Source organism: Streptomyces sp. W16 (genome assembly GCF_033194735.1).
In the GTDB taxonomy this organism is placed as follows: Bacteria; Actinomycetota; Actinomycetes; order Streptomycetales; family Streptomycetaceae; genus Streptomyces.
In genome coordinates, this window is sequence record NZ_JAWOAI010000041.1 from 1 (window position 1) to 25,945 (window position 25,945).

A 25,945-nucleotide genomic window follows, 5' to 3' on the forward strand; every position below is an offset into this window, starting at 1 on the left:
GGCGGCGAGCGAGGTGCGCGGCGCGAACCGGGCCGCCACCGCCCTGCTCGACGCCCGCTTCCCCGACCTGGACCTCGTGTCCCACGAGCGGCTCAAGGAGCTGTCGGCGGGTGCGCGGCTGGTCGTACGGACGGGCGAGGCGCGGCCGTACGCCAATGTGCTGTTGCGGTGCGGGGTGTTCTTCTAGAAGTGTGACAGTTCGGGCGAATGCGTCACACTTTTGAATCCGAGGGTCCCGGTCAGGGCCGGTCAGGGTTCCGGGAACACCAGGGTCAGCCCGTACCGTCGCTCGGCGCGGTGCACGGCCGGGAGGAGTTTCGTGCGGAGCGTGCGGATCTCGGCGGGGTGTTCCGCGAGGAAGCCGGTGCGCAGGCGGAGGCGGGCGGGCGCGCGGGCGGCCTCGACAGGGCGCATGCAGGTGGCGTAGATGCGGCCCAACTCACGTTCCGTGGCAGGGAGTTCGGCCGCGGTGGCGGAGTTCTGGCGGGCGTCCGCCACCGCCATGAAGGTCTTCTCGTCGCGGGCTCGGACACCACGCCCGGACAGACAGCCGGACAGCCCCCGTTGGGCCCGGACGATGGCTGGATCGTCGTCCAGGGAACCGAGTTGACCGAACCACCGCTGTTCGACCGGCAGGTAGATGTCACTCAGTACGGCCGCCGCCTTCACGCCCTCGGCCCGGCAGCCGCTCACCTCGGCCGCGGTGCCGGCGCGGACCGTGGAGGGGCCGGGAACGGTGGCGGGGATGTCCGCGCTGGTGCTCAGCCCGTGCCGGGCGATGAAGTCCAGGTCGGGGAGGGCGAAGAAGCGGATGAACGCGAGGGGGATCTCCTGGGGCAGCGCGAATCCGCCCCTGCGCGCGCAGTCGGAGGCAGCCGCACGGGTCACCTCCTGCCCGAACACGTACAAACCCTGGGTCCAGCGGGTCTCGGCCCCGGTGGCCGGCAGGACCATGCGCACGGGGTCGTCCGGCAGGGTGCGGCCGAGGCGGGCCGGGGTCACGGGGGCGGCCCGGGTGCCGGACGACTGGCCGGCGACATCGGCGACTTGGGCGGAACACGCCGTGACGAGCAGGGCGACGGCCGCCGCGAGGGCCGCACGCACCAGAACCGGGCTCCGGAACATCCGGGGCACTCCTCTCCTCCCGCCGACCGGGGGGCCGTCCGCGTCGGACGGCCCCCCGGCGGATGCGGGATCGGGGTCAGTGGACGACCTTGACGGTGTCGCCGCCGTTCGCGGCACTGGCCACCGTGAACAGCGTGTTGTCGGAGACGCTGGTGCACAGCAGCTCGGAGTTGACGGGGTAGGTGCCGTCGAAGAGCCAGATGTACCCCGCGTCGCACGTTTTCCAGGAGCTGGTGGACGTGTGGTAGAGACGGCCGGCGTAGCCGTCGTTGGCGTAGACCGTCTTGTCGTCGGTGTACACCAGGTTGAGGTCGCTGCAACTGCTGGTCGACGACTTCCGCACCTGGGTGCCGACGCCCTCGCGCGATCCAGTGGTCAGGGTGCTCGTCACGCACGCGTCCGGCGCGGCTGACGCGGCCGGTGCGAGGACCAGACAGCTGCCCGCGGCGACGAGCGCGAGTGCGCCCGCCGCGATGGCGTTCTTCATGGGGTTCCCCCTTCAGCGGTGGTCACGGACGGGAGGGGTCGATGTCCCGCCGGTGCTTCGCCGGACACGTTGGCAGCGCGGGCCTGGTGCGGACGACCACCTTCGAACTGGCTCGAAAGTCGCAGGCCGGGTGGCGGAGGCCGTTGCTCCGCCAGTGCCTGTGCGGCGGTTGGGGCGAAGGAAACGGGTGGTACCGCGTGCGCGAAGGGGTCGGGTGACGCGAAAGCGACTGCCCGGGACAGCGACCGCCCGGGACTACGACTCGACGGGCGCCGTGGGAACCGGTCGGCGCAGCAGTGCCGCGCCCAGCGGCGTGAGGGTGTGCAGCACGGTGTTGCCGACGCGATGGCTGGTGGTCAGACCGGAGTCGCGCAGGACCGTGGTGTGGTGGGTCGCGGTGGCGGGCGAGATGCCCAGGTCGCGTGCCAGTTCCGAGGTGGTCGCGCCGGACGCGAGACCTCGCAGCGCCGCCGCCCGGGTGCGGCCAAGCAGCGCGGCGAGGGAGGCGTCGGCGGGGCGGACGGGGTCGGGCGGCCGTTTGTGGTGCAGGGGGTAGATCAGCATGGGCGGCAGCTCCGGGTCGGCCATGGAGACCGGCGACTGCCAGCAGAAGTAGGTGGGGACCAGGCGCAGTCCGCGGCCGGTGAGATACAGGTCCCGGTCCTCGACGTAGTCGATGTGGAGCACCGGCGGGTGCCAGCGCATGGACGGTGAGAGGCCGGAGAGCAGTCCGTCGACGCCGGTGTCGAGGACCTCGTGGGCGCGCAGGGCGCGTTCGCCGGTGAGCTCCGCGTGGATGCGGTCCTGGTGGGGTGCGATGACGGCGTCGTGGTAGGCGCGCAGGACCTTGGCCAGTTCCTCGCGGGCCGGGCGCTCCACCAGACGCGCGGCCCAGGCGGGGGCGCCGCTCGAACTGCGCAGCAGGTCCAGCTCCTGGGCGACACGGGCGGGCGGGACGTCGACGACCGCCGCGAGTCCGCGGTCCAGGCCGTCGGCCGACTCGGCGGGGGTGAGGAAGTCGGGCATGTAGGGCGCCCGCGGCAGCAGCGGGAGGAGCAGTCGGCGTACGGCCGCGCCGAGCGGGGTGCCGGTGAGGGTGGCGCGGGTGCCGTGGTGCCAGTCGGCGTAGGCCCAGCGGCCCTGGGTGGTCTGCAGCCGGTGCAGGCTGCAGGCGATCTCCCAGAGCGGGTCGGGGGCGTTCGCGAGGTGGAGGCGGGTCAGGTCCTCGGGTGTGAAGTGGATCCGCAGCACAGGATGGAGCGTGGGCGACCGCCGTCACGGGGGCAACATACCGATTCAGCCGCTCCGTTGCGTCACATCGGACTCACAGCGGGCGCACGGATTCCCGGCCACGACGCCCTCGCCGGACAAAATTCGAGGGGGCCGGGTCCGTCGACCAAGCCCCCTCGGGTTTTCCCCTCCACTATCAGAACCCCCGCGATCCCCCCAGATCCCCCTCCAAGAGTCCTGATGCCAAGTACGACCCGCGGACTGCGGGGAGGGTTGTACGACGTCTTGAGAATTTTTCAAAACGGCTTCCGGACGGCTTCCAGTCGGCTTCCGGGTGCCGACGAATCGGGGCGGACGTAGCGTTCCAGGCATGAGCGAAGACTCTGCTACGACCTTCAAGGACGATGTCCTCGACGAGCTGGGCGGCGACAAGGTCCAGGAGATCGCGGGGCTGCTGGGCACGGACGAGACGGGTGCGCGGGAGGTCGTCGGTACGACGGTCTCGGCGCTGTCCGGCGAGGCGGCGGCCGTCGAGACGCCTCAGGAGGCTCCCCTTCAGGGCGTGGCCACGCTGGGCGGTTTCGCGACCGGCGGGCTCATGGCCGGGGTACTGGCCAAGGCGGCCAAGCCGGTGGCGAACGCGGTGGCCAAGAAGACGGGGCTGCCGCCGGCGACCGTCACCCGGGTCGTCGAGATGCTGATCCCGGTGGTGCTGACGGTGCTCACGAAGCGGGCGGCGAAGAAGTAGGGCGGGCGGGTACGGCATACTCCTGACCTCCTGCCCCACCCCGGATCGAACGGGGTGGGGCAGGGCTCAGGGGTGTGTCAGTGCGGGGCGGCCGGCGTCAGCGGACGGTGACCGAGACGCCCTTGGACACGGCGGCGCCGTCCTTGACGCGCAGGACCTGGACGCCCTTCTTCTGGAACTTGTCGGTCAGCTTGTAGGCGCTGTGGTTGACCTTGGCGGTCACGGGCAGGGACTTCCAGGTCGCGCCCGACTTGACCTGGAGCGTCACCTTGCTGCCCTCCTTCAGACGGGCGGTCTTGCCGGTGAAGGTGACCACGTCGCCGAGCTTCACGGTGGCGTGGTTGGCCTTGAGCGTGATGCTCGGCGCCGGGGCGGCGACGGCGGCGGTGGTGCCGACGGCGACGAGCGCCGCGGAGGCCAGGGAGACGGCAGCGATACGCACGTTCACAGATAACTCCTTGTTTTCGTTTCTCGAATTTCTTCTCTTATGCACCTCTCAGGCTTCTCTCATACGCGAGAAAGCCCGGAAGGCCGCGCTTCCGGGATTTCTCCCGGCCCCGCGGCGAGCACGATCCTATAGACACGACCTGGGGAGATGCGGTTCCAGAAGGCTCCGAAAAAGGCGAATTGACAGGTCGGTCACAGGAATTGTGGCCAATACACACGCCGTGATCTGCATTTATTAAGGAGACCTGTGTGAAGGCGACTCTCACATTCCGGCGCCGAACCCTCAGTGCGGATGCGTCCGTACGACGCCGTCCGCGTCCGGGACCGTCCAGGTGAGGGCGTTCATGCCGTCGTTGTCGTCCCCGGGGTAGGCGCCGAAGCAGACCTCCGACAGGTCGCCCAGGGTCTCTTCGAACTCGTCGAGTTCACCTGCGCCCGCGATGAACTCCACCTCCAACCGCGGAGGGGCCGCCCCGAGGACGGCCACCACGCAGTCGTGGTCCCGGCGCGCGATGCGGAGGATCTCGGCGCGCACCGAGTCGTCGTAGCGGTGGAATGACAGACGGCCGTCGAAGTAGGCGCTGACCTTGCTGCCCGGGAGGAACCCGGGCTCGATCTCCGCGTACTCGGCGGCCGTCCGGCAGGCGAACCAGTTCGTCCGGCCGGCCGCGCGGGCGACCCGTTCCAGAACGATCACCGGTTGGGCGGACGCCCCCGTCAGGGAGTCCCAGCGTGCGTCCGCCCGTTCCAGCGGGCCCGGTGACGTGTTCGCGTCGCTCACGGACCTATGGGAGCACGTGCTCCACGAAGCGCGCCGCCGTTTCCGCCAGGACCTCGCGTCCGTCCCGTGCCCACAGGCCGTCGTTGAACAGTTCGACCTCGATGGGGCCGGTGTATCCGGCGGCCTCGACGTACGACTTCCACTCCCGCATGTCGATCGCGCCGTCCCCGATCTGCCCGCGGCCGTTGAGGACGCCCTCGGGCAACGGTGTGGTCCAGTCGGCGAGTTGGAAGGTGTGGATACGGCCGCCCGCGCCCGCCCGGGCGATCTGCGCCGGGGCCTGGTCGTCCCACCAGATGTGGTACGTGTCGACCGTGACGCCGACCTGCTGGGCGGGGAAGCGCTCGGCCAGGTCGAGGGCCTGGGTGAGCGTCGAGACCACACAGCGGTCGGAGGCGAACATGGGGTGCAGCGGCTCGATCGCCAGCCGTACGCCCCGCTCCTCGGCGTAAGGCCCCAACTCGCCCAGCGCGTCGGCGATCCGCTCCCGCGCGCCGTGCAGGTCCTTGGAGCCGGCCGGCAGACCGCCGGACACGAGCACGAGGGTGTCCGTGCCGAGCGTGGCCGCCTCGTCGACGGCCCGGCGGTTGTCGTCCAGGGCACGGGCGCGCTCGGCCGGGTCGATCGCCGTGAAGAAGCCGCCCCTGCACAACGTTGTCACCGTGAGCCCCGCGTCGCGGACCAGCTTCGCGGTGGCCTCCAGGCCGTACGACTGGACCGGCTCACGCCAGAGTCCGACGCCCGGGACGCCCAACTCCAGGCAGGCGTCCACCAGTTCGGGCATGCTCAGCTGCTTCACCGTCATCTGGTTGATGGAGAAGCGCGACAGATCCGGATTGCTCACTGGGTCACTCCGTACAGGGCGAGCAGGTTCTTCATCCGTTCCTCCGCGAGCTTCGGGTCGGGGAACAGGCCCAGGCCGTCGGCGAGTTGGTAGGCGCGGGCGAAGTGCGGGAGGGAACGGGCCGATTGGAGGCCGCCGACCATCGTGAAGTGCGCCTGGTGGCCCGCGAGCCAGGCCAGGAACACCACGCCCGTCTTGTAGAAGCGGGTGGGGGTCTGGAAGAGGTGACGGGACAACTCGACGGTGGGGTCGAGGAGTTCACGGAAACCGGCCGTGTTCCCGGTGTCCAGGACGCGGACCGCCTCCGCCGCCAGCGGGCCGAGCGGGTCGAAGATGCCGAGCAGGGCGTGGCTGAAGCCCTGGTCGTCGCCCGCGATCAGCTCGGGGTAGTTGAAGTCGTCGCCGGTGTAGCAGCGGACGCCCTGCGGCAGTCGGCGCCGGATGTCGATCTCCCGCTGAGCCTCCAGGAGCGACACCTTGATGCCGTCCACCTTGTCGAGGTGGGCCGCGATGACTTCGAGAAACGTGTCGGTGGCCGCGTCCAGGTCGGACGAGCCCCAGTAGCCCTCCAGCGCCGGGTCGAACATCGGGCCGAGCCAGTGCAGGACGACGGGCTCGGTGACCTGGCGGAGCAGGTGGCCGTAGACCTCAAGGTAGTCCTCGGGGCCCTTCGCCACGGCCGCGAGCGCGCGGGACGCCATCAGGATGGCCTGCGCGCCCGACTCCTCCACGAGGGCCAACTGCTCCTCGTACGCGGCCTGTACGTCGGCCAGGGATGCCGGTCCGGTGAGCTGGTCGGTGCCGACCCCGCAGGCGATACGACCGCCGACTGCCTTGGCTTCGGCGGCCGAACGGCGGATCAGCTCGGCCGCGCCCGCCCAGTCCAGGCCCATGCCGCGCTGGGCGGTGTCCATCGCCTCGGCGACCCCGAGCCCGTGGGACCAGAGGTGGCGGCGGAAGGCGAGGGTGGCGTCCCAGTCGACGGCGGCGGGCGAGTCGGGGCTCGTGTCGGCGAAGGGGTCGGCGACGACGTGCGCCGCCGAGAACACCGTACGAGAGGTGAAGGGGGTGCCGGAGGTGACGGCGAGGGGTTCCTGGCGGGGCTCGTACGCCCTCAGGACCCCGCTGCTGTCCGGGAGTTGGATGGTCACAGGGCGATCTCCGGTACGTCGAAACGGCGGCCCTCGGCGGACGACTTCAGGCCCAGCTCGGCGAGTTGGACACCACGGGCGCCGGCCAGCAGGTCCCAGTGGTAGGGGGCGTCGGCGTAGACGTGGCGGAGGAACAGCTCCCACTGGGCCTTGAAGCCGTTGTCGAAGTCGGTGTTGTCGGGGACTTCCTGCCACTGGTCGCGGAAGACCTCGGTGGCGGGGAGGTCCGGGTTCCAGACCGGCTTGGGGGTGGAACTGCGGTGCTGGGCACGGCAGTTGCGGAGGCCTGCGACCGCCGAGCCTTCCGTGCCGTCGACCTGGAACTCGACGAGTTCGTCGCGGTTGACGCGGACGGCCCAGGAGGAGTTGATCTGGGCGATGGCTCCGCTGTCGAGTTCGAAGATGCCGTAGGCGGCGTCGTCGGCGGTGGCGTCGTAGGGCTTGCCGTTCTCGTCCCAGCGCTGCGGGATGTGGGTAGTGGCGATGGCCTGGACGGACTTCACGCGGCCGAACAGCTCGTGCAGGACGTACTCCCAGTGCGGGAACATGTCGACGACGATGCCGCCACCGTCCTCGGCGCGATAGTTCCACGACGGGCGCTGGGCACTCTGCCAGTCGCCCTCGAAGACCCAGTAGCCGAACTCGCCCCGGATGGACAGGATCCGGCCGAAGAAGCCGCCGTCGATGAGCCGCTTGAGCTTGAGCAGGCCCGGGAGGAACAGCTTGTCCTGGACGACGCCGTGCTTGATGCCGGCGGCGTCGGCGAGGCGGGCCAGTTCCAGCGCGCCCTCGAAGTCGGTGGCCGTCGGCTTCTCGGTGTAGATGTGCTTCCCGGCCGCGATGGCCTTCTTGAGCGCCTCCTCGCGGGCCGAGGTGACCTGGGCGTCGAAGTAGATCTCGACGGTCGGGTCGGCGAGGACCGCGTCGACGTCCGTGGAGACGTTTGCGGGGTCCAGCCCGTGTTGCTCGGCAAGCGCCTTCAGCGCGTGCTCGCGGCGGCCGACGAGGATCGGTTCCGGCCACAGCACGGTTCCGTCACCGAGGTCTAGACCACCCTGCTCGCGAAGTGCGAGGATCGAGCGGACGAGGTGCTGTCGGTAGCCCATGCGCCCGGTCACGCCGTTCATGGCGATACGCACCGTCTTGCGTGTCACGTGTTTCCCTTCGTCCGCATACGTTTCAAGAACGCAGCAAGCGCTTTCTATATATGCAGAAGCTAGCCTTTGCACACAGGTCTGTACAAGACCGTGATGGGGTCGAGTTGTTCGAGGGGGCGAACGACGGGGGTGTATGGCCTTATCGTCTGCTCGGACGGGGGCTTCCTTTGAGCAGCCTATGCACAACGGCGTACGACAAGATGCGCGACCGGAGGACGAACGACATGACGGTGACCCTGGCGGACGTGGCGGCCCGCGCCCAGGTCTCCCCCGCGACGGTGTCGCGCGTACTGAACGGCAACTACCCGGTCGCGGCCACCACCCGCGAGCGGGTGCTGCGCGCGGTCGACGAGCTCGACTACGTCCTCAACGGTCCCGCGAGCGCGCTCGCGGCGGCCACCTCCGACCTGGTCGGCATCCTGGTCAACGACATCGCCGACCCCTTCTTCGGGATCATGGCGAGCGCGATCCAGTCGGAGATCGGGGGGCCGGGCGGACGTGCGGGCGGGGAACGGCTCGCTGTGGTGTGCAACACAGGGGGCTCCCCGGAGCGCGAGCTGACCTATCTGACCCTGTTGCAGCGGCAGCGGGCGGCGGCCGTCGTACTGACCGGTGGCGCCATGGAGAACGCGCCGCACGCGGCTGCCGTCGCGGCGAAGCTGCGGAAGCTCGGGGAGGCCGGGACGCGGGTGGTGCTGTGCGGGCGCCCGCCGGCGCCGGACACCGGGGCGTTCGCGCTGACCTTCGACAACCGCGGGGGCGGGCGGGAGCTGACCGAGCACCTGATCGGTCTCGGGCACCGGCGGCTCGGCTACATCGCGGGCCCCGAGGAACGGACCACGACGCGGCACCGGCTGGAGGGCCACCGGGAGGCGCTGGCCGCGCACGGGATCGTGGAGGATCCCCGGTGGACCGTGCACGGACGCTACGACCGGCGGTCCGGATACGAGGCGACGCTCGAACTGCTGCGCCGCGACCCGTCGTTGACGGCCGTGGTCGCGGCGAACGACTCCGTCGCGGTGGGGGCGAGCGCGGCCCTGCGGGAGTCGGGGCGGCGGATTCCGGACGACGTCTCGGTCGCGGGCTTCGACGATCTGCCGTTCAGCGTGGACGCGGTGCCTTCTCTTACGACGGTGCGGCTGCCGTTGTCGGAGGCGGGGGCGCGGGCCGGGCGGATCGCGATGGGGCGGGAGGAGCCGCCGCCGGGCGGAATCGCCACGGTCCGGGGGGAGTTGATGGTGCGAGGGTCTTCGGGGGTGCCTCGGAAGTAACGCGGGCCGGTCGCGGGGGCGTCGCGGACCTCACCGACGCCGCCCGAGGGACTCCCCTCTTGAAAGTGTGACACTTTGACATGGAGTGTCACACTTCCGCGCCGGCACCTCGCCGCCGGCGAGTGTCCCCATGCCTCGTGCGCTCACAATCGCAGGACGAGGCCCCATATGCCCCACACCACCAGACCGAGCATGGTGAGGGCCAGCAGGTGGCAACCGCAGGCCATTTCAACGGCGTTGGGTCTGTCCCTGCTCAACTCGGGTGTTTTCTCACGCCATTTCGGGACCATCAGGCGGCCCCAGTACCACCAGGCCGGGAGGGCCAAAGGCGTGGCGACGACCAGCAGGATGACGTACGCGACCGGCGTCGACTGGACATACATGTGCGCGAGGAGAACGGGACGCCCGGCGGATTCAGGAAAGGCCATCACGGGCTGATCGTCCCAGAGCCGCCCACCCGCAGAGGCGACACCGCTTCCGGTCTCCGGCAAGAACTTCCCGTCCGTTCCTGCGAGTTCAGGGCGTCGACGGCCACGGAGCGGCGGGGAACAATCAACCCGTGCACCGCTCCGGTGCCATCGGGGGAGAGCCGGAATGACGAGTGCGGGGTGGAGTGGGCCGCCGACGCTGATCGTGCGGTCGCCGGACGCCGTGGCCCGGCTGACGGCCGAGGGTGTCGTGTGGGAGGAACGCGCCACCGTCACCCGCGTTCCGTACCTCGCCGTCGTCCGTGCCGCCACGGAACCGGTCGGCGCCCGACAGGTCCGGCTGCGTATCGAGGTCGCCGACGGCGCCCACGGCCGGCCTGGCGGGTATGAGCTGGTGTGCGGCAGGCGCGCCGCCCGGACATTCGTACGCGCCGTACTCGCGCAGCGCGCCGCCCTTCCGGCGACGGAGGCGGTCCCGCCCGTGACGGACGAACCGCGCACCGCGGCTCCGTCGACCGGCCGCACCCCCGGTGAGCCGGCCTTTCGCGTACTGCTCGGAGTTGTCGCACTGAACTTCCTGGCCGTCCTGGCGACCGGCCGGTTCGTGGCCGCCGTGCTGAGCTGCTTCGGGTTCTTCGCCTGGTGGGGCTGTGTCGACCTGGCGGGTCACATCGCCTCGGTCGCACGTGGCCCTTGGGCGTCCCTCACCCGGGGTGTGGAGGTGGAGGCCGACTACGTCAGGTCCGAGGAGCGTCCCGGCAGCAGCGGACGGATGCTGCACACCTGGGTGTACCGGTACACGGGCCTGGACGGCCAGGTGTCCGAGTACCTGACCGGTCCGCTGCTGCGCGGCTCGAAGCCCTCGCGGACCAGAACGGTCACCGTCGTCCCCGACAGCAAGCAGGGCGCCCGGTCGCGGGCCGACGCCGGGTTCACCCTGCTGGTCCTGCTGCCCGCCCTGCTCCTTGGCCTGACGGTGGTGGGCACCGCCGCCCTCGTGGCGATACCGGGCGTACTGCTGTGGGGAATCGGCTGATCCGGGCGCCCCGGTAAGCCGCTCCGGGGCAGAACCATGGACGGACGCCCCTCCCCGGTACTACCGTCAGAACCGCAATACCTCTGACTGAGTCAACTACCCTGAGCGAGCACCGGGGATCGATCATGACCGTCCAGGACATCCGCGCCTTCAACCGCTTCTACACGAACGTCATCGGCGCCCTCGACTACAGCCGCCACCTCTACGCCCCCTTCACCCTCACCGAGTCCCGCGTCCTGTACGAACTCGCGCACGTCCCGCACACCGACGCGGCCGATCTCCGTTCCGAACTGTCCCTGGACGCCGGGTACTTGAGCCGGATCCTGAACCGGTTCGAGCAGGACGGGCTGATCGAACGGACGCCCTCGCAGCGGGATCCGCGGCGGCGGCAGGTCACGCTCACCGCGCGGGGGCGGGAGACCGCCGACCTGCTTGCCGAGCGGGCGGACGAATCCGTCGGCGCACTGCTCGCGACCGTGCCGGCCACCGACCGGCCCCGGCTCTCCGAGGCGCTGCGCACCGTACGGACCATCCTGTCGGACGGGCCCCCGCTCACCCGGCCCGAGGACGTCGTGCTGCGCGAGCCCGGGCCCGGTGACCTCGGGTGGATCGTGCAGCGCAACGCGGCGCTCTACGCCGCCGAGTACGACTTCAACGCCGACTACGAGGGGCTCGTGGCGCGGATCGTCGCCGATTTCGCGGAGGATCACGATCCGCATCTGGAGCGGGTATGGATCGCCGAGCTCGACGGGCGGCCGGTGGGGTGTGTGATGTGCGTGCGCGATGACGCCCCGGGTACCGCGCGGCTGCGGCTGCTGCTCGTCGAGCCCGATGCGCGCGGGCTGCGGATCGGTGATCAACTCGTCTCGGCGGTCGTCGAGTTCGCGCGCGGCGTCGGCTACCGCGACCTCGTGCTGTGGACCAACGACATCCTCGGCGCCGCCCGCCGTATCTACCAGCGGCACGGTTTCGTGCTCACCGCCGAGAAGCCGCACCGCTCCTTCGGCCAGGACCTCGTCGGCCAGGACTGGCGTCTCGACCTGCACGGGACCGGTGAGTGACGAGTAGGGTCGCGAGTATGAAGCTCGCCTTCTCCACCCTCGGTGTCCCCGGGCTCCCTGTGGCCGACGTGCTGGACCTCGCCGTCACGCACGGCTATCACGGCGTCGAGTTGCGCGCGCACCCGGAGGAGCCCGTGCACCCCGGTATCGACGCCGGCCAACGGGCCGACGTGGTCGCCGAGTTCAAGGCGGCCGGGGTCGAAGTCCTGGGCCTCGCCGGGTATGCGCGGGTGGCGGCGCCGGGTGACGACGACGTCGTACTCGCGGAGATCCGTGAACTGCTGGAACTGGCACGGGACTTGGGTGCGCCCTTCGTACGGGTCTTTCCCGGCGGCAGCTCCGAGCGGACTGTCGAGGAGGCCGACGCCACGGCCGCTCGGCGGCTCGGTACAGCGGCGGAGTGGGGCGCCGACCTCGGCGTACGGATCCTGCTGGAGACCCACGACTCGCACCGGACCGGCGCGGACGCGCTCCGCGTGCTCGGCCCGGTCGGGCACCGGCAGGTGGGCGCGCTGTGGGACGTCATGCACACCTGGCTGGGCGGCGAGCAGCCGGCGGAGACGTTCGCCGCGCTGGGCCCGTATCTCGGATACGTCCAGGTCAAGGACATCGCGTCGGCCGACGACACCACCCCGCTGCCGCTCGGGGCGGGCGTCCTGCCGCTCGCCGAGTGCGTGGAGGTCCTGACCCGGCACGACTGGGACGGCTGGCTGTGCTGGGAGTACGAGAAGCGGTGGTACGAGGCCGCCGCACCGCTGCCCGAGCTGCTGGGCGCCGGTCAGCATCACCTGGCGCGGCTGCTCAACGACTCGGCGTAGGCCCGGCTCCAGTACGACGTCATCGAGCCGTGAGCGGCGCCGTCCCGCCCAGACACCACTCCAGTACGGCCGGCCAGGACCCGTACCCGGCGTCCAGGTCGAGGTGGCCCGCGCCCGGGATGATTTCCGTGGGGATGCCGAACGGGTCGCCGAAGACGGTCCGGGCGCCTTCCGGGCAGTACGGGTCGTCGTCGCCCGCGACCAGCCGGGTGATTCCGGGAAGCGTCAACTCCCCGTCGGGCGGCGCGAATTCGGCGATCTCCGGATGCCGCACGAGGACGGAGGCGGACGGCGGTGCGACCAGCAGCACCCGGTCCGCGTCACCGTCCCGGACCACCCCGCGGGCGACGGCGTGCAGCCACAGCAGCACGGCGAGGCTGTGCGCGACGACGACCTGCGGCCCGTCGGCGGCAAGGTGGCGGCGCAGTTCGGCCAGCCAGACCCCCAGGTCGGGGTCGTCCGGGTCCGGTAGCTGCGGGTAGGTGACCTCGTGCCCGAGTGCGCGGAGCCGGTCGGCGAGCCAGTGCTGCCAGTGGTCCTCGGGGCGGTGGTTCTGCCAGCCGTGGAGGATGAGGTAGGCGGTCATGACGTAGATACTCGCCGCCCCACCCGCTCCTGCAACGCCTTCCCGCGCTCCTTCCACTCCTCGGCCGTGATCGAGTAGATCGCGGAGTCGCGCAGCCGGCCGTCCTCGCCCGGTGCCCAGGAGCGGGACCAGTTGCGCAGGACGCCCTCGAAGCGGGCGCCGACGCGCTGGATCGCGGCGCGGGAGCGGTCGTTGCGGGCGTCCGTCTTGAGGTCGACGCGGGAGACGTGCCACTCCTCGAAGGCGTGCCGGAACAGCAGGAGTTTGGCCTCGGCGTTGATGCCGGTGCCCTGCGCCGAACGGGCCAGCCAGGTGAACCCGACCTCGATGGCGTCGAGTTGATCGTCCGTCAGCCAGCAGCGGGGTTCCCAGTAGGCCGTGGCGCCGACCGCCCGCCCGGTCGCCGTCGAGATCTGGGCGTACGGCGCGAGCATGCCGGTGGCCGCGCGGGCCAGCTGGGCTTCGATGTACTCGCCCACCTGGTCCGCCCTCGGCACCCAGGTGAAGGCGTACGATCCCCGGTCCTCCTCCGCCGCCACCGCCAGATCGGCCGCGTGCCGGTGGTCGAGCGGCTCCAGCCGCACCAACTCACCTGTCAGGACCGGTGTCTTCAGTTCGAACCCCACGCTGCTCCCCTCATGCCGGCAACTGCCCTCGCAGCACCCCGAACGCCTCGTGAAAACCGGGGAAAGTCTTGCGTACGCACCCCGGGTCGTCGAACGAAATACCCGGCACCCGCAGCCCGGTGACCGCGAAGGACATGACGACGCGATGGTCGCCGTAGGACTTGATCTCCGCGCCCGCGAGAACATCCGAGCCGTCGGGAACCTCCGAGCCGACGGGTGCCGCCGAGCCCGGCCGGATCTCGATCCAGTCCGGTCCTGTCGCCACCTCGACGCCGAGCCGCCGGAGGTTCTCCGCGCAGGCCTCCAGCCGGTCGCACTCCTTGACCCGGGTGTTGCCGACGTCCTCGATGCGGACCGGGCCGGAGGCGAAGGGGGCGATCGCGGCCAGGGTCGGCATGGTGTCCGAGATGTCCCGCATGTTGACGGTGAGACCGCGCAGTTCGCCGGTGCCGCGCACCCGGGTGCCGTGCGCGTCGGTCGTCACCTCCGCGCCCATGCGGCGCAGTACGTCGACGAAGCCCAGGTCGCCCTGGAGCGCGCCGGTGCCGAGCCCGGGGACGGTGACCTCGCCGCCGGTCACAGCCGCCGCCGCGAAGAAGTAGCTCGCGGTCGAGGCGTCCGGCTCGATGTCGTACGTGGTCGCGGTGTAGCCGCCCGGCGGCACCACGTAGACCGTGCCCTCCCTGCGCACCTCCACCCCGAACGCCCGCATCATCGCGACGGTGATCTCGACATACGGCGCGGAGACGAGGTCCGTGACCCTGATCCGCAGGCCCTTCCTGGTCAGCGGGCCGAGCAGGAGCAGGGCGGTCAGGTACTGCGAGGACTGGCCGGCGTCCAGGACCACCTCGCCGCCCTCGACACCGGACGCCTCGATGCGCAGCGGGTGGTGGCCCTCGGCCTCCTCGTGGCGCAGGTCCACGCCCAGGTCGCGCAGAGCGGTACTCAAGGGACCCAGTGGCCGGCGGCGCATCTGCGGGGACGCGTCGAAGCGGAAGCTGCCGTGGCCGGCCGCCGCGAGGGTGGGCAGGAAGCGGGCCGTGGTCGCGCCGTCCCGGCAGTACACGTCGGCCTCCGTGACCGCGGGGCCCTGCGGGCGGCCGTCGATCTGCCAGGCGTCGGGGGTCCTGCCCACCCGGTAGCCGAGCCGGGTCAGTCCCTCCGCGAAGCCCTCGGTGTCGTCCGAGCGGAGCGGTCGCCGGAGGGTGGTGACGCCGTCGGCCGCGGCGGCCAGGAAGAGCGCGCGGGCGGTGACGGACTTGGAACCGGGGATGTGGACTACGGGCATGCCCTCATGATCGGGCGGTGGCCGCCCGTTCCGCCGGGACGTCCACGGGATGGACGACCGCCGTTCGCCCGCGCGTACCTGTGTGTGACCGCATCCGTCCCGTTGTGCACGGGTTCACCAACTTCGTGGAATCGGCCCGCGGACGGAACCCGGGCCCGCTCCCCTCCGTCCAACCGGCAAGCTGCCGGATGAGTCTCCGCGGTACGGCGTCGGCCTCGCTGCTGGCTGCGAAAGCTGACAAACCCTCTCCTCCGTGCCGCGGCCGGCAGCAAGCCGTCATCGGCGCGCCCCCTCCAACTGCGCCGATGGCGGCCCCTCCCCTGGTTACTGTGCACTCCCCTGACAGGCGGAAACCTCTCCGGAAGGAGCGCACATGCCCTCCAGACGTACCGTCCTCGCCGCGACCATGGGCGTCACCGCGTCCCTCGCGGCCGGCACCCCCGCCCACGCCTACGACCACGCCGACGACCCGGAACTCCGCTCGCTGATCTCCCGTATGCCCCTGGAGGAGAAGGTCGGCCAGCTGTTCGTGATGCGGGTCTACGGCCACTCCGCCACCGCCCCCGACCAGGCCGACATCGACGCCAACCTGAGCGAGCTCGGGGTGCGCACGGCCGCCGAGCTGATCGCGAAGTACCGGGTCGGCGGGATCATCTACTTCAGCTGGGCGCACAACACCCGCGACCCGCACCAGATCGCCGACCTCTCCAACGGCATCCAGAAGGCCTCCCTCAGCCAACCCCGAGGGCTGCCCGTGCTGATCGCCACCGACCAGGAGCACGGCATCGTCTGCCGGATCGGCAAACCCGCCACCCTCTTCCCGGGCGCGATGGCGATCGGCGCCGGCGGCTCCCGCACCGACGCCCGCACGGTCGGCCGGATCTCCGGCGCCGAGCTGCGCGCGATGGGCGTCAACCAGGGCTACTCCCCCGACGCCGACGTGAACGTGAACCCGGCCAACCCGATCATCGGCGTACGGTCCTTCGGCGCCGACCCGGACGCGGTGGCAGGGCTGGTCGCCGCAGAAGTCGCGGGCTACCAGGACAGCCGGGTGGCGGCCACCGCCAAGCACTTCCCCGGGCACGGGGACACCGCCGTCGACAGCCACACCGGGTTCCCCGTCATCACGCACAGCCGCGAGCTGTGGGGAAAGCTGGACGCCGTGCCCTTCCGGGCCGCGGTCAGGGCCGGGATCGACGCGATCATGACCGCGCACATCAAGGTCCCGGCCCTCGACGACTCCGGCGACCCGGCCACCCTCTCCCATCCGATCGTCACCGGCGTCCTGCGCGGCGAACTCGGCTACGACGGTGTCGTGGTGACCGACTCGCTGGGTATGGCGGGCGTCCGCCAGAAATACGGCGACGAGCGGGTGCCGGTGCTCGCGCTGAAGGCCGGTGTCGACCAGCTCCTCGACCCGCCCTCCCTGGACATCGCCTGGAACGCCGTCCTGAAGGCCGTGCGGGGCGGGGAGTTGACCGAGGCGCGGCTCGACGAGTCGGTGCTGCGGGTGCTGCGGCTGAAGGCGCGGCTCGGCCTGTTCGAGGAGCCGTACGTCACCCGGGCGGTCGTGGACCTCGTGGTCGGCGGTGCGGGGCATCTCGCCGCCGCCGACCGCATCGCCGAGCGGACCACCACCCTGCTGGTCAACAGCGCGGGACTGCTGCCACTGTCCCGTCGTACACACGGGAACGTCCTGGTCGTCGGTGCCGATCCGGCCTCGCCGTCCGGTACGACGGGACCGCCCACCGGTGTACTCGCCGCGGCCCTGCGGGAGTTGGGCTTCACCGCGACCGTCCTGTCCACCGGCGCCGCCCCCTCCGCCGAGACCGTCGCCAAGGCCGTGGCGGCGGCGCGGGCGGCGGACGCGGTGGTGGTGGCGACCTACAACGTCACGGCGGCCGATCCGCAGAAGACTCTGGTCGAACAGCTGGTCGCCACCGGGAGACCGGTCGTGGCCGTCGCCGTCCGCAACCCCTACGATGTTGCCCAACTGCCCGGCGTCCCCGCCTACTTGGCGTCCTACTCCTGGACCGACGTCGAACTGCGGGCCGCGGCACGGGTGATCGCGGGCCAGGTGTCCCCGCGCGGAAAGCTCCCGGTGGCCGTGCGGCGCGCGGACGACCCGGCGCAGGTGCTGTATCCGGCCGGTCACGGACTGTCGTACTAGAGGTACGTCGCCCACCCGCCCCGCCCCCGCCAACTGGCCCAAAGCCCCCCGCACGGCTGGCGTGCCCCCCCCACCGCGCGTCACGCTGGGCGGGGGCAGTCCGGGGGGAACGATGCGTGAGAGTTGGAGCGCCGGGGCGGTGTGCGCGCTGCTGCTCGCCGTCCTGCTGACCGGCTGCTCGTCCACGAGCGGCTCCGACGCCGGCGACGGCCGCCTCGGCCCCAAGGCGTCCGAGTCCTCGACCACCCAACCCTCCGGCTACGGCGCGGTGTTCCTCGCCGTCGACGAGTGCAGCTCCTTCGGTACGACGAGTTTCACCGAGGTGCCCTGCACCAGTGAACGGGCCGCCTCCCGCGTCATCGCCCGCTACGACGGCGACGTCGGCGCCGGCCCCGCCTGCCCGGCGACCACCGACTTCGTGCTGCACATCAGCGCCCAGGGCACCTCGGGCACGGGCGGCGACAGCGCCGTACCGAAGGGCTACGCCTGTATGCGCAACCTGGAGCCGCCGCACCCCGGCGACCCGGGCGGCGGAGGCGGCCCCCGCACGATCGTCGGGGACTGCGTCTACAGCTCGGGCAACCGCCAGGTCCGGGAGACCGCGTGCGACGGCTCGGGACAGCGGAAGCCGCAGTACAAGGTGGTCAAGTCCGTGCTCCGGCGCGCGAGTTGTCCCGCGTCGACCGCCCTGTACGTCCAGCTCGGCGGCGCACAACCGGTGGGCTGCGCCCGGCCGGTGCAGGTCGGGTGACCGTCAACGGCCGGGCGCGGCAAGGGTGTTACGGCCGGAGCGTCGGCTCGCGTTCGACGTCCTGCCGGTCCAGCTTCGCGTCGTACGGCGCGAGGGGCTTCGCCTGTGCGGTCGTCGGGGCGGGGACGCCGGCCCAGGCCAGGATGCGGGCGGTGGCCAGCGCCTTCTGGTCGGCGGTCAGGGCCGCGACGTTCGCGCCGTGGTTGAGGCCGGGCGCGGTGAAGACGTACGAGTCCTTCGCCCCCTTGCCGACGGCGAACCGCTCGGCGCCCCACGGGTCGTTCTGGCCGTAGACGAACAGCATGTGGTGGGCGTGGTGGCGGACCCAGCTGTCCACGTCCCGCATCGCGCCCGGCTGGAACTTCATCGGGATGGAGCGCGGCACGAAGTCGCGGGGCGGCTGGTAGCCGTAGCGGACGTACTTCTTCTCGATGTACGGGAACTGGATGGTGGGCGCGCCGAGTTGGGTGCCCGCCTGGTAGTAGTACGGGGTGTACGGGGACAGGCCCTGGTCGGTGTAGAAGGAGAAGCCGGAGATCGTGTCGACCGAGTTCCAGATCTCGTCGTCGGTGGCGGTCGCCGCTTTGGCGGGAATGGTGTCGCAGTCGGAGAGCAGGCTGTACTGCCAGAAGCCCCAGACGTAGTCGAGGACGACGGCCTCGTAGGCCTTGTCCAGGCTGCCGACGGTGGTGAAGGTGAAGCCGTTCTCCGCCGCGTAGGCCGCGTACTTCTGCTCCAGCGGCTCCCGGCGCACCAGCGCCTCGCGCTGTACGGCGTCCAGGCGGTCCCGGCACTCCTTGGTGCCGACCTTGGTGAAGAAGCGGTCGTAGGCCGAATCCTCGTTGTTCACCACGTCGTTGGGGGCGACGTAGGCGACGACACCGTCCATGTCGTGCGGGTAGAACCGCTCGAAGTAGGTGGCCGTCATACCGCCCTTGGAGCCGCCGGTGGCGATCCAGTTCTTGGTGTAGATCGACTTGAGGGCCTTGAAGACGCGGTGCTGGTCGCTGGCCGCCTGCCAGATGTCGAGCTTGGACCAGTCGGCCGGGTCGGGGCGGGACGGCGTGAAGAAGCGGTATTCCAGGGAGACTTGGTTGGCGTCCGCGATCCGGGTCGGTTCGCTGCGGCTGGGGGTCGTCGAGACGTTGTAGCCGCTGGTGTAGAAGACCGTCGGGCGGGAGACGTCCTTGTGCAGCACGGTGATGCGCTGCTGGAACGTGCCCTTGGACGGGTGCCGGTGGTCGATCGGCTGGGTGTAGTTCAGGACGAAGTAGCGGTAGCCGGTGTACGGCTTCTCCTGGACCAGGCTCATGCCGGGTATTGCCAGCAACTGGTCCTTGATGTCCGCTGTTTCACTGGTCTGACCCGCTCGGCCGGCCTGGGCGGCGGTGGCCACCCCGGCCGTGCCCATCGTGCCTATGAGCACGGTGAGCGCGAGCAGCCATCTGAGCGCCTTGCGCATGCAATCTCCCCTGTGAGGCAGTTGTGAACCGGAAGCTATCCGAGCAACTTCCGTCACACCAGAGGGGGTTGTTCACACAGGGCACTGATCAGTGGTTCAGCACAGGATCCAGCCCGAGCCGACCGCGCCGCCACCGACCGCGCCCTTGATCCGCACGCACCGGTGACCGACGTGCACGGTGACCGGTCCGGCCCGGCGCGTGTAGCGCCCCTTGTCGACGACCGGGCGGCTGCCGCGGGCCTGGACGCTGACCGACATCGTGCGCTTGGCGCCGGTGGTCCGGGGGGCGGTGTACGCGCAGATGTAGTCGCCCCGGCGGAAGACATGGACGGTGCCGGTCGAGAAGGGCAGCGTCAGCACCGCTCGCCCCGGGCAGACCACGGCCGCCTGGGCGCTGCCGGGGGCCGCGAGCGCGAGCAGTCCGGACACGGTGAGCACGGCCGTGCCGAGCGCCACCCGCCGTCGTAGCGCACCCATGTCCACAGTCATCCCTCCCGCACAGCAGCCGAACAGCGTACTGATGTACGGACGCAAGACGTATGTCGAACGGTTGCGCGGACCCTCAGCGGGACGTGGCGACCGGCTCCTCGGACTCGGGCGCGCCCACGAAGGTCCGCCACAGCTCGGCGTAATACCCGCCCAGCGCGAGCAGCTCGTCGTGCGTGCCGTCCTCCACGACCCGGCCGTGATCCATCACCACGACCCGGTCCGCGCGGGCCGCCGTCGTCAGGCGGTGGGCCACGACGAGGGTGGTGCGGCGGCCGGCGAGGCGGTCGGTGGCCTGGTTGACCTGGGCTTCTGTCGCCAGGTCGAGGGCTGCCGTCGCCTCGTCGAGGAGGAGGATGTCGGGGTCGACCAGTTCGGCGCGGGCCAGGGCGATCAGCTGGCGCTGGCCCGCCGAGAGGTTGCGTCCGCGCTCGGCGACCTCGTGGAGGTAACCGCCGTCCAGCGTGGCGATCATCTCGTGCGCGCCGACCGCGCGGGCCGCCGCCTCCACCTCGGCGTCGGTGGCCTCGGGGCGGCCGTAGGCGATGGCGTCGCGGACGGTGCCCTGGAAGAGGTACGCCTCCTGGGGGACGACGCCCAGGTGGTGGCGGTACGACGTGATGTCCAGGGACCGGAGGTCCGTGCCGTCGACCGTCACCCGGCCGCCCGTCGGGTCGTAGAAGCGGGCCACCAGCTTCACGAGCGTCGACTTGCCCGCGCCCGTCTCGCCGACGAAGGCGACCGTCTGGCCGGCGGGGATGCTCAACTCCACTCCCCCGATGGCCTCTTCGTCTTCGCCGTACGCGAAGTGCACGTCCTCGAAGGCGATTTCGCCGCGCAGGGAGAGGACTTCGAGCGGTTCGTCGGCCGCCCGTGTCGACGTCGGTTCCTGGAGCAGCTCCTGGATGCGGCCCAGGGAGACCGTGGCCTGCTGGTAGCCGTCGAAGACCTGGGAGAGCTGTTGGACCGGGGCGAAGAACAGGTCGATGTAGAGGAGGTAGGCGACCAACGCGCCTGTTGTCAGCGTCGCGTTGTCCACCCTTCCCGCGCCCGCGATCAGTACGGACGCCGCCGCCACGGACGACAGGAACTGCACGAAGGGGAAGTAGACCGAGATCAGCCGCTGGCCTCGCGTACGGGCCTCGCGGTAGCTGCTGCTGCGCTCGGCGAAGCGTCGGCCGCCGTCCTTCTCGCGCCGGAACGCCTGCACGATCCGCAGTCCCGACACCGACTCCTGGAGGTCGGCGTTGACCAACGACACGCGCTCACGGGCGAGTTCGTACGCCTTCACGCTCGCCCGGCGGAAGAAGAACGTGGCGATGACCAGCGGGGGCAGCGTCGCGAACACGACGAGCGCGAGCTGTACGTCGATCACCAGCAGGGCGACCATGATGCCGAAGAAGGTGACGACCGAGACGAAGGCCGTGACAAGGCCCGTCTGCAGGAACGTGGACAGCGCGTCCACGTCCGTCGTCATCCTCGTCATGATCCGGCCGGTCAACTCCCGCTCGTAGTAGTCGAGTCCGAGGCGTTGGAGCTGGGCGAAGATCTTGAGGCGGAGGGTGTAGAGGACCCGCTCCCCCGTGCGTCCGGTCATCCTCGTCTCGCCGCGCTGTGCCGCCCACTGCACGGCCACGGCGACGAGGGCCAGCAGCGAGGCGGACCAGATCGCGCCGATCGCCATCTTGGTCACGCCCTGGTCGATGCCGTGCCGGATCATGATCGGCAGCAGCAGGCTCATGCTCGCGTCCACGGCGACGAGGCCGAGGCTGATCAGCAGCGGGGCGCCGAAACCGCGGAGCAGCCGGCGCAGGCCGTAGGAGTCCTCGGCGCGGACCGCCCGCGCCTCGTCGACGTCGGGAGTGTCGGTCGCCGGGGGCAACGCGTCGACCTGGGCGAGGAGTTCGGGGGTCGCGGGCATCCCGGACAGCGCGGTGTCCTTGGGTTCGCGGTCACCGGTCCACAGGCGGGGCGTGAGCCCGCGCTCGGCGTCGAACTCCGCGTCCAACTCCGCGCGTACGGAGGTGTCTTCGGCCGGTTCGGCGACGGGCAGGGCGTGGCCGGGCGAGACGCCGCCGAGTTCGTCGGGGTCGGTGAGGAGGCGGCGGTAGAGCGGTGAGCGCTGCTGGAGTTCGTCGTGGGTCCCGATGTCGGCGAGGCGGCCCCCGTCGAGGACGGCGATGCGGTCGGCGAGGTTGAGGGTGGAGCGCCGGTGCGCGATCAGCAGCGTGGTCCGGCCCTCCATGACCTGTTTGAGGGCCTCGTGGATCTCGTGCTCGACGCGGGCGTCCACCGCCGAGGTCGCGTCGTCCAGGACCAGCAGGCGCGGGTCGGTGAGGATCGCGCGGGCGAGGGCGACGCGCTGGCGCTGGCCGCCGGAGAGGGTGAGGCCGTGCTCGCCGACCGTCGTGTCGTAGCCGTCGGGGAGTTCCGCGATGAACCGGTCGGCCTGCGCGGCGCGGGAGGCGGTGAGGATCTCCTCCTCGGTCGCGTCGGGGCGGCCGTAGGCGATGTTGTTGCGGACCGTGTCCGAGAAGAGGAAGGAGTCCTCGGGGACCAGGCCGATCGCCGCGCGCAGGGAGTCGAGGGTGAGTTCGCGGACGTCGTGGCCGCCGATGAGGACGGCGCCGTGGGTGACGTCGTAGAAGCGCGGGAGGAGGAGGGAGACCGTGGACTTGCCGGAGCCGGAGGAGCCGACGACCGCGAGGGTCTCGCCGGGGCGGATCTCGAAGCTGAGTCCGTTGAGGACGGGGCGCTGGTCGTCGTAGCCGAAGGAGACGTCGTCGAACTCGACCGTGGCCGGGGCGTCGGCGGGGAGTTCCTTGGTGCCGTCCGTCATCGAGGGCTCGGTGTCGATGAGCTCCAGGACGCGTTCGGTGCCCGCGCGGGCCTGCTGGCCGACCGTGAGGACCATGGCCAACATGCGGACCGGGCCGACGAGTTGGGCGAGGTAGGTGGAGAAGGCGACGAACGTGCCGAGCGTGATGTGACCGCGCACCGCGAGCCAGCCGCCGAGGGCGAGCATCGCGACCTGGCCGAGGGCGGGGACGGCCTGGAGGGCGGGGGTGTAGCGGGCGTTCTGGCGGATCGTGCGGAGGCGGCCCGCGTAGAGCCGGCGGCCGACCTCGCGGAGCTTTCCGGTCTCCTGGTCCTCCTGGCCGAAACCCTTCACCACGCGTACGCCGCTGACGGCGCCGTCGACGACTCCCGCGACGGCGGCGGCCTGGGCCTGCGCGTACCAGGTGGAGGGGTGCAGCTTGCTGCGGCTGCGCCTGGCGATCCAGCCGAGGGCGGGGGCGACGGCCAGGGCTATCAGGGTCAGGGGAAGGGACAGCCAGGCCATGATCGCGAGAGAGATCACGAAGAGCAGGACGTTCCCGATGGTCATCGGGAGCATGAAGAGCAGGCCCTGGATCAGCTGGAGGTCGCTGGTGGCACGGCCGACGACCTGGCCGGTGGACAGCTCGTCCTGGCGGCGGCCGTCGAGGCGGGTGATCGTGCCGTACATCTCGGTGCGGAGGTCGTGCTGGACGTCGAGGGCGAGTCGGCCGCCGTAGTAACGCCGGATGTAGGTGGAGACGTAGACGAGGAGGGCGGCGACTATCAGGACGGCTGCCCAGGGGGCCATGGAGCGGGTGTGGCCGGTGATCACGTCGTCGATGATCACCTTGGTGACCAGGGGGACGACGGCCATGACGGCCATACCGGCGAGGGAGGCGCCGAGGGCGAGGACGACGTCCTTGGGGTATCGCCAGGCGTATACGGCGAGCCTTCTGGCCCAGCCCTGTGTCTGCCCCCGTGTCTCCCCCTGCTTCGCTGCCACGCGGTGCCTTCCGTTCGCCCCTGATCAGCTGGTCTTACGGAAGGCACCAACGCGGAATGAAGCGGATTTCATCCCTCCGCAACATTGCGCTTCGCGCGGGGGGTCGTTTTTCGGGTGCGGGTGCGTCGTGGCTGGTCGCGCAGTTCCCCGCGCCCCTAAAAGACGGGGGTTGTGCGGACCCGGAGGTAGTAGAACCGCGTCGTCTGTACCGCGTTCTGGTTGTCGTCGCTCACCAGCAGGACCTTGTAGCGGCCCTTCTCCCTCCCCGTGATCACCATGCCCTCGATGTTGTCGAGGAGGGGGTTCGGCTGGGGCTGCTTCGCTGTCGCGCCGAGGGACGGGCAGTCGGCGATGTCCGCGAGCAGGGTCTTCTTTATGAGGCGGACGCCGGGCTGGCCGGTGAGGGTGTCGATCTTGCTGGTGTCGGTCGCGTGGCGCGGGTCGGCCAGGTAGAGGCGGACCGTGTTGCCTACGCCGCTGGTGAAGCCGCGTTCCAGGACGAGGAGCCGGCCGTCGGGGAGGGCCTGCACCTCGGGGACGCCGAGGAAGGCGGCGTCGGTCTTGTAGGCGTACTGCGCGGCTGGCTTGAAGTGGTCGCCCTTGGTCCGGGTCCAGGTCTGGAAGCGGACGGCGCCCGAGGTGTCGCCGGCGATCGGGTACTCCATCGACGCGAGGAGCGTGTGGCCGCCGGGCAGCAGGGTCAGGCCCTCGAAGGTCTGGTTGGAGACGGCCCGGCCGGCCGGGGCGACAAGGAGGGAGGCCGGGACCGGGAGGCGGTCGAGGATCTTGCCGTCGGCGGAGTAACGGCGGATCGACGGCTCGGTCTCGGAGGTGATGAGGCGGGTGCCGTCCCGGTCGATGGCCAGGCCCTCGGAGTCGAGGGCGGCGCCGTTCTCGTCGGCGAGCGGGACGACACTCTTCGGCTGGAGGGTCTTCGCGTCCAGGCTGAAGAGCGAGGAGCGGTCCTCCAGGGCGGCGAGCGAGCCGTCCTTGTCCAGCGCGAGCGCGGAGAAGTTGCCGACGAAGGTGCCGTCGTACGTCGTCTTGTCGAGCGCGTCGGAGAAGCGGTCGATCGAGACGGAGGACGAACAGGCGTTGCTGGTACGGGTGTTGCTGACGGCGCTCGCGGGCCCGGCGGCGGTGAGGCAGGTGGCCGCCGCCAGGCCGGCGGTCGCGGTCGCGAGTACGGTTCTCAGGCGCATGGGCGCCACCGCAGGACGGGTGGATGACGTGCGGGAGACCGCGCAGTAAAGCGATGCCCTTGAGCAGGGGCTTTAGGCGAGGTCCTTGTGAATCGCCTTTGCGACGCCCTGGATCGTCGTGATCCCGTAGCTCATCGTGCTGTTGTCCTGGGTGAGCACGCTCATCATGTAGTCGTGGCCGCCGCCGTTGAAGGTGCCCAGGCTGTGGATGCGCCAGCCGTGCGTGGAGCGTTGCAGCCAGCCGTTCTTGACGTGCACGGTGACGGTCGACGGGGCGCCGTACGGAGTGCCCCAACGCTGGCCGGAGACGACCTGGTTCATCAACTTCAGGATGTACGCACGGGAGTTGTCGCTCAGCACCGTGTTCTTGGCGGTGACCAGCTTGAGCAGCTTCTGCTCGTCGGTCACGGTCTCCTGGGTGAGACCCCAGTAGTTGTTCGCGCCCGGCTTGGTCTGGGTCATGCCGGCGGCGGCGAGGAAGCCCTTGATCTTCGTCAGACCCAGCTGCTTCCACAGGGTGGAGGTCGCGGTGTTGTCCGACTTGGTGATCATGGCCTTCGCGAGGGTCGACTCCCGCGTCGTCAGCGTGCGGTTGTGCTTCTTCGCGTCCCACAGCAGCGTGGCGAGAACGGTCACCTTGACGGTGCTTGCCGAGTCGTAGGCGCTCGTCGCCCGCAGCGTGCAGGTGGTGTTGGTCTTGCGGTCGTAGAGGCCGACCGCGACGGTTCCCTTACGGGTCGCGAGGGCGGCGGTGATGTCCTTCTTCAGCTTGGCGGCGAGGCCTGCCGTGGCGGACGTACAGCTGACCGTCGGGGTGGCCGCGGCAGCGGGCGTCGCGGCGGCCAGCACGGGTATGAGCACCCCGGCGCCCGCGCCGGCCGCCAGCACTCTGGCTCGGCGGGATATCCAATGAGTCATGCATGACTTGACTCACAGGAAGGCATGAAAGGTTGTACGAGTTGGAGAA

The 25,945-nt window shown here is 70.6% G+C and carries 25 protein-coding genes; 8 read left to right on the plus strand and 17 right to left on the minus strand.

From position 1 onward, the window contains the following. Positions 1-187: RbsD/FucU domain-containing protein (locus R6V09_RS08155; RefSeq protein ID WP_317880676.1), on the plus strand; the 187-nt coding region annotated here is incomplete at its 5' end. Positions 188-249: 62 nt separating this feature from the next. Here the strand turns inward: R6V09_RS08155 and R6V09_RS08160 are convergent. The 3 genes from R6V09_RS08160 to R6V09_RS08170 form a co-directional block, all read right to left on the minus strand. Continuing rightward, on the minus strand, positions 250-1,125 hold the full coding sequence (locus R6V09_RS08160) for a hypothetical protein (RefSeq protein ID WP_317880677.1): 876 nt from the start codon (positions 1,123-1,125) through the stop codon (positions 250-252). 76 nt (positions 1,126-1,201) lie between these two features. Then, positions 1,202-1,612 (minus strand): hypothetical protein, encoded by a 411-nt coding sequence (locus R6V09_RS08165; RefSeq protein WP_317880678.1) that lies wholly within the window; start codon positions 1,610-1,612, stop codon positions 1,202-1,204. A gap of 255 nt (positions 1,613-1,867) precedes the next feature. Then, positions 1,868-2,863, minus strand: a complete 996-nt coding sequence (locus R6V09_RS08170; protein ID WP_317880679.1) for an ArsR/SmtB family transcription factor — start codon at positions 2,861-2,863, stop codon at positions 1,868-1,870. Between the two features lie 349 nt (positions 2,864-3,212). On the opposite strand from R6V09_RS08170, the gene R6V09_RS08175 reads away from it, so the two are divergent. Continuing rightward, on the plus strand, positions 3,213-3,590 hold the full coding sequence (locus R6V09_RS08175; protein ID WP_317880680.1) for a DUF937 domain-containing protein: 378 nt from the start codon (positions 3,213-3,215) through the stop codon (positions 3,588-3,590). 97 nt (positions 3,591-3,687) lie between these two features. Here the strand turns inward: R6V09_RS08175 and R6V09_RS08180 are convergent, their stop codons facing one another. From R6V09_RS08180 to R6V09_RS08200, 5 genes are all read right to left on the minus strand, one after another. Continuing rightward, on the minus strand, positions 3,688-4,038 hold the full coding sequence (locus R6V09_RS08180) for a hypothetical protein (RefSeq protein ID WP_317880681.1): 351 nt from the start codon (positions 4,036-4,038) through the stop codon (positions 3,688-3,690). A gap of 282 nt (positions 4,039-4,320) precedes the next feature. Further along, positions 4,321-4,818: a hypothetical protein gene (locus tag R6V09_RS08185; RefSeq protein ID WP_317880682.1), complete on the minus strand. Its 498-nt coding sequence runs from the start codon at positions 4,816-4,818 to the stop codon at positions 4,321-4,323. 4 nt (positions 4,819-4,822) lie between these two features. Next, positions 4,823-5,623: a sugar phosphate isomerase/epimerase family protein gene (locus R6V09_RS08190; protein ID WP_317880708.1), complete on the minus strand. Its 801-nt coding sequence runs from the start codon at positions 5,621-5,623 to the stop codon at positions 4,823-4,825. Between the two features lie 35 nt (positions 5,624-5,658). Next, positions 5,659-6,813, minus strand: coding sequence for a dihydrodipicolinate synthase family protein (locus R6V09_RS08195; RefSeq protein ID WP_317880683.1), 1,155 nt, complete (start codon positions 6,811-6,813; stop codon positions 5,659-5,661). Further along, entirely contained in the window at positions 6,810-7,967 is a 1,158-nt protein-coding gene (locus R6V09_RS08200) for a Gfo/Idh/MocA family protein (RefSeq protein ID WP_317880684.1), read from the minus strand. Before R6V09_RS08200 ends, R6V09_RS08195 begins: the two co-directional genes overlap by 4 nt. 227 nt (positions 7,968-8,194) lie before the next feature. Between R6V09_RS08200 and R6V09_RS08205 the strand changes: the two genes are divergently transcribed. Continuing rightward, on the plus strand, positions 8,195-9,241 hold the full coding sequence (locus tag R6V09_RS08205) for a LacI family DNA-binding transcriptional regulator (RefSeq protein WP_317880685.1): 1,047 nt from the start codon (positions 8,195-8,197) through the stop codon (positions 9,239-9,241). A gap of 143 nt (positions 9,242-9,384) precedes the next feature. Here R6V09_RS08205 and R6V09_RS08210 read toward each other — a convergent pair whose 3' ends face one another. Continuing rightward, positions 9,385-9,672 carry a hypothetical protein gene (locus R6V09_RS08210; protein WP_317880686.1) on the minus strand — a complete coding sequence of 96 codons (288 nt, stop codon included), beginning with the start codon at positions 9,670-9,672 and terminating at the stop codon, positions 9,385-9,387. Between the two features lie 163 nt (positions 9,673-9,835). Here R6V09_RS08210 and R6V09_RS08215 point away from each other — a divergent pair, with 163 nt between their 5' ends. From R6V09_RS08215 to R6V09_RS08225, 3 genes are all read left to right on the plus strand, one after another. Beyond that, positions 9,836-10,705, plus strand: a complete 870-nt coding sequence (locus R6V09_RS08215) for a hypothetical protein (RefSeq protein WP_317880687.1) — start codon at positions 9,836-9,838, stop codon at positions 10,703-10,705. A gap of 125 nt (positions 10,706-10,830) precedes the next feature. Next, a complete protein-coding gene (locus R6V09_RS08220) occupies positions 10,831-11,766 on the plus strand; it encodes a bifunctional helix-turn-helix transcriptional regulator/GNAT family N-acetyltransferase (protein WP_317880688.1) in 936 nt (311 codons plus the stop codon). A gap of 17 nt (positions 11,767-11,783) precedes the next feature. Beyond that, positions 11,784-12,584 (plus strand): sugar phosphate isomerase/epimerase family protein, encoded by an 801-nt coding sequence (locus tag R6V09_RS08225; protein ID WP_317880689.1) that lies wholly within the window; start codon positions 11,784-11,786, stop codon positions 12,582-12,584. A 19-nt stretch (positions 12,585-12,603) separates the two neighbouring features. On the opposite strand, the gene R6V09_RS08230 is transcribed toward R6V09_RS08225, so the two are convergent. Genes R6V09_RS08230 through aroA form a run of 3 tightly spaced genes read right to left on the minus strand, consistent with a single transcriptional unit; the run spans position 12,604 to position 15,084 of the window. Beyond that, positions 12,604-13,170: an RBBP9/YdeN family alpha/beta hydrolase gene (locus R6V09_RS08230; RefSeq protein WP_317880690.1), complete on the minus strand. Its 567-nt coding sequence runs from the start codon at positions 13,168-13,170 to the stop codon at positions 12,604-12,606. After that, the gene (locus tag R6V09_RS08235) at positions 13,167-13,796 is read right to left on the minus strand and encodes a GNAT family N-acetyltransferase (protein WP_317880691.1); all 630 of its coding nucleotides are present in this window, start codon (positions 13,794-13,796) and stop codon (positions 13,167-13,169) included. The genes R6V09_RS08230 and R6V09_RS08235 overlap by 4 nt, the downstream gene beginning before the upstream one ends. 10 nt (positions 13,797-13,806) lie before the next feature. Continuing rightward, the gene (gene aroA / locus R6V09_RS08240; protein ID WP_317880692.1) at positions 13,807-15,084 is read right to left on the minus strand and encodes a 3-phosphoshikimate 1-carboxyvinyltransferase; all 1,278 of its coding nucleotides are present in this window, start codon (positions 15,082-15,084) and stop codon (positions 13,807-13,809) included. A 373-nt stretch (positions 15,085-15,457) separates the two neighbouring features. On the opposite strand from aroA, the gene R6V09_RS08245 reads away from it, so the two are divergent. After that, entirely contained in the window at positions 15,458-17,254 is a 1,797-nt protein-coding gene (locus R6V09_RS08245; protein WP_317880693.1) for a glycoside hydrolase family 3 protein, read from the plus strand. Between the two features lie 112 nt (positions 17,255-17,366). Further along, on the plus strand, positions 17,367-18,005 hold the full coding sequence (locus R6V09_RS08250) for a hypothetical protein (RefSeq protein ID WP_317880694.1): 639 nt from the start codon (positions 17,367-17,369) through the stop codon (positions 18,003-18,005). 28 nt (positions 18,006-18,033) lie between these two features. Here the strand turns inward: R6V09_RS08250 and R6V09_RS08255 are convergent, their stop codons facing one another. The 5 genes from R6V09_RS08255 to R6V09_RS08275 form a co-directional block, all read right to left on the minus strand. Then, positions 18,034-19,467: a S28 family serine protease gene (locus R6V09_RS08255; protein WP_317880695.1), complete on the minus strand. Its 1,434-nt coding sequence runs from the start codon at positions 19,465-19,467 to the stop codon at positions 18,034-18,036. 96 nt (positions 19,468-19,563) lie between these two features. Then, on the minus strand, positions 19,564-19,956 hold the full coding sequence (locus R6V09_RS08260) for a hypothetical protein (protein WP_317880696.1): 393 nt from the start codon (positions 19,954-19,956) through the stop codon (positions 19,564-19,566). Positions 19,957-20,029: 73 nt separating this feature from the next. Beyond that, positions 20,030-23,776 carry an ABC transporter ATP-binding protein gene (locus R6V09_RS08265; protein WP_317880697.1) on the minus strand — a complete coding sequence of 1,249 codons (3,747 nt, stop codon included), beginning with the start codon at positions 23,774-23,776 and terminating at the stop codon, positions 20,030-20,032. Between the two features lie 155 nt (positions 23,777-23,931). Next, positions 23,932-24,978 (minus strand): esterase-like activity of phytase family protein, encoded by a 1,047-nt coding sequence (locus R6V09_RS08270; RefSeq protein ID WP_317880698.1) that lies wholly within the window; start codon positions 24,976-24,978, stop codon positions 23,932-23,934. 72 nt (positions 24,979-25,050) lie between these two features. Continuing rightward, a complete protein-coding gene (locus R6V09_RS08275) occupies positions 25,051-25,896 on the minus strand; it encodes a serine hydrolase (protein ID WP_317880699.1) in 846 nt (281 codons plus the stop codon). Positions 25,897-25,945 lie beyond the last annotated feature (49 nt).

Excerpts from the sequence above, each read along its gene's own strand:
- R6V09_RS08160 (WP_317880677.1), bottom strand. The coding sequence starts at position 1,125 with ATGTTCCGGAGCCCGGTTCTGGTGCGTGCGGCCCTCGCGGCGGCCGTC.
- R6V09_RS08165 (WP_317880678.1), bottom strand. The coding sequence starts at position 1,612 with ATGAAGAACGCCATCGCGGCGGGCGCACTCGCGCTCGTCGCCGCGGGC.
- R6V09_RS08175 (WP_317880680.1), top strand. The coding sequence starts at position 3,213 with ATGAGCGAAGACTCTGCTACGACCTTCAAGGACGATGTCCTCGACGAG.
- R6V09_RS08190 (WP_317880708.1), bottom strand. The coding sequence starts at position 5,623 with ATGACGGTGAAGCAGCTGAGCATGCCCGAACTGGTGGACGCCTGCCTG.
- R6V09_RS08205 (WP_317880685.1), top strand. The coding sequence starts at position 8,195 with ATGACGGTGACCCTGGCGGACGTGGCGGCCCGCGCCCAGGTCTCCCCC.
- R6V09_RS08215 (WP_317880687.1), top strand. The coding sequence starts at position 9,836 with ATGACGAGTGCGGGGTGGAGTGGGCCGCCGACGCTGATCGTGCGGTCG.
- R6V09_RS08220 (WP_317880688.1), top strand. The coding sequence starts at position 10,831 with ATGACCGTCCAGGACATCCGCGCCTTCAACCGCTTCTACACGAACGTC.
- R6V09_RS08225 (WP_317880689.1), top strand. The coding sequence starts at position 11,784 with ATGAAGCTCGCCTTCTCCACCCTCGGTGTCCCCGGGCTCCCTGTGGCC.
- R6V09_RS08230 (WP_317880690.1), bottom strand. The coding sequence starts at position 13,170 with ATGACCGCCTACCTCATCCTCCACGGCTGGCAGAACCACCGCCCCGAG.
- aroA (WP_317880692.1), bottom strand. The coding sequence starts at position 15,084 with ATGCCCGTAGTCCACATCCCCGGTTCCAAGTCCGTCACCGCCCGCGCG.
- R6V09_RS08245 (WP_317880693.1), top strand. The coding sequence starts at position 15,458 with ATGCCCTCCAGACGTACCGTCCTCGCCGCGACCATGGGCGTCACCGCG.
- R6V09_RS08250 (WP_317880694.1), top strand. The coding sequence starts at position 17,367 with ATGCGTGAGAGTTGGAGCGCCGGGGCGGTGTGCGCGCTGCTGCTCGCC.
- R6V09_RS08255 (WP_317880695.1), bottom strand. The coding sequence starts at position 19,467 with ATGCGCAAGGCGCTCAGATGGCTGCTCGCGCTCACCGTGCTCATAGGC.
- R6V09_RS08260 (WP_317880696.1), bottom strand. The coding sequence starts at position 19,956 with ATGACTGTGGACATGGGTGCGCTACGACGGCGGGTGGCGCTCGGCACG.
- R6V09_RS08270 (WP_317880698.1), bottom strand. The coding sequence starts at position 24,978 with ATGCGCCTGAGAACCGTACTCGCGACCGCGACCGCCGGCCTGGCGGCG.
- R6V09_RS08275 (WP_317880699.1), bottom strand. The coding sequence starts at position 25,896 with ATGACTCATTGGATATCCCGCCGAGCCAGAGTGCTGGCGGCCGGCGCG.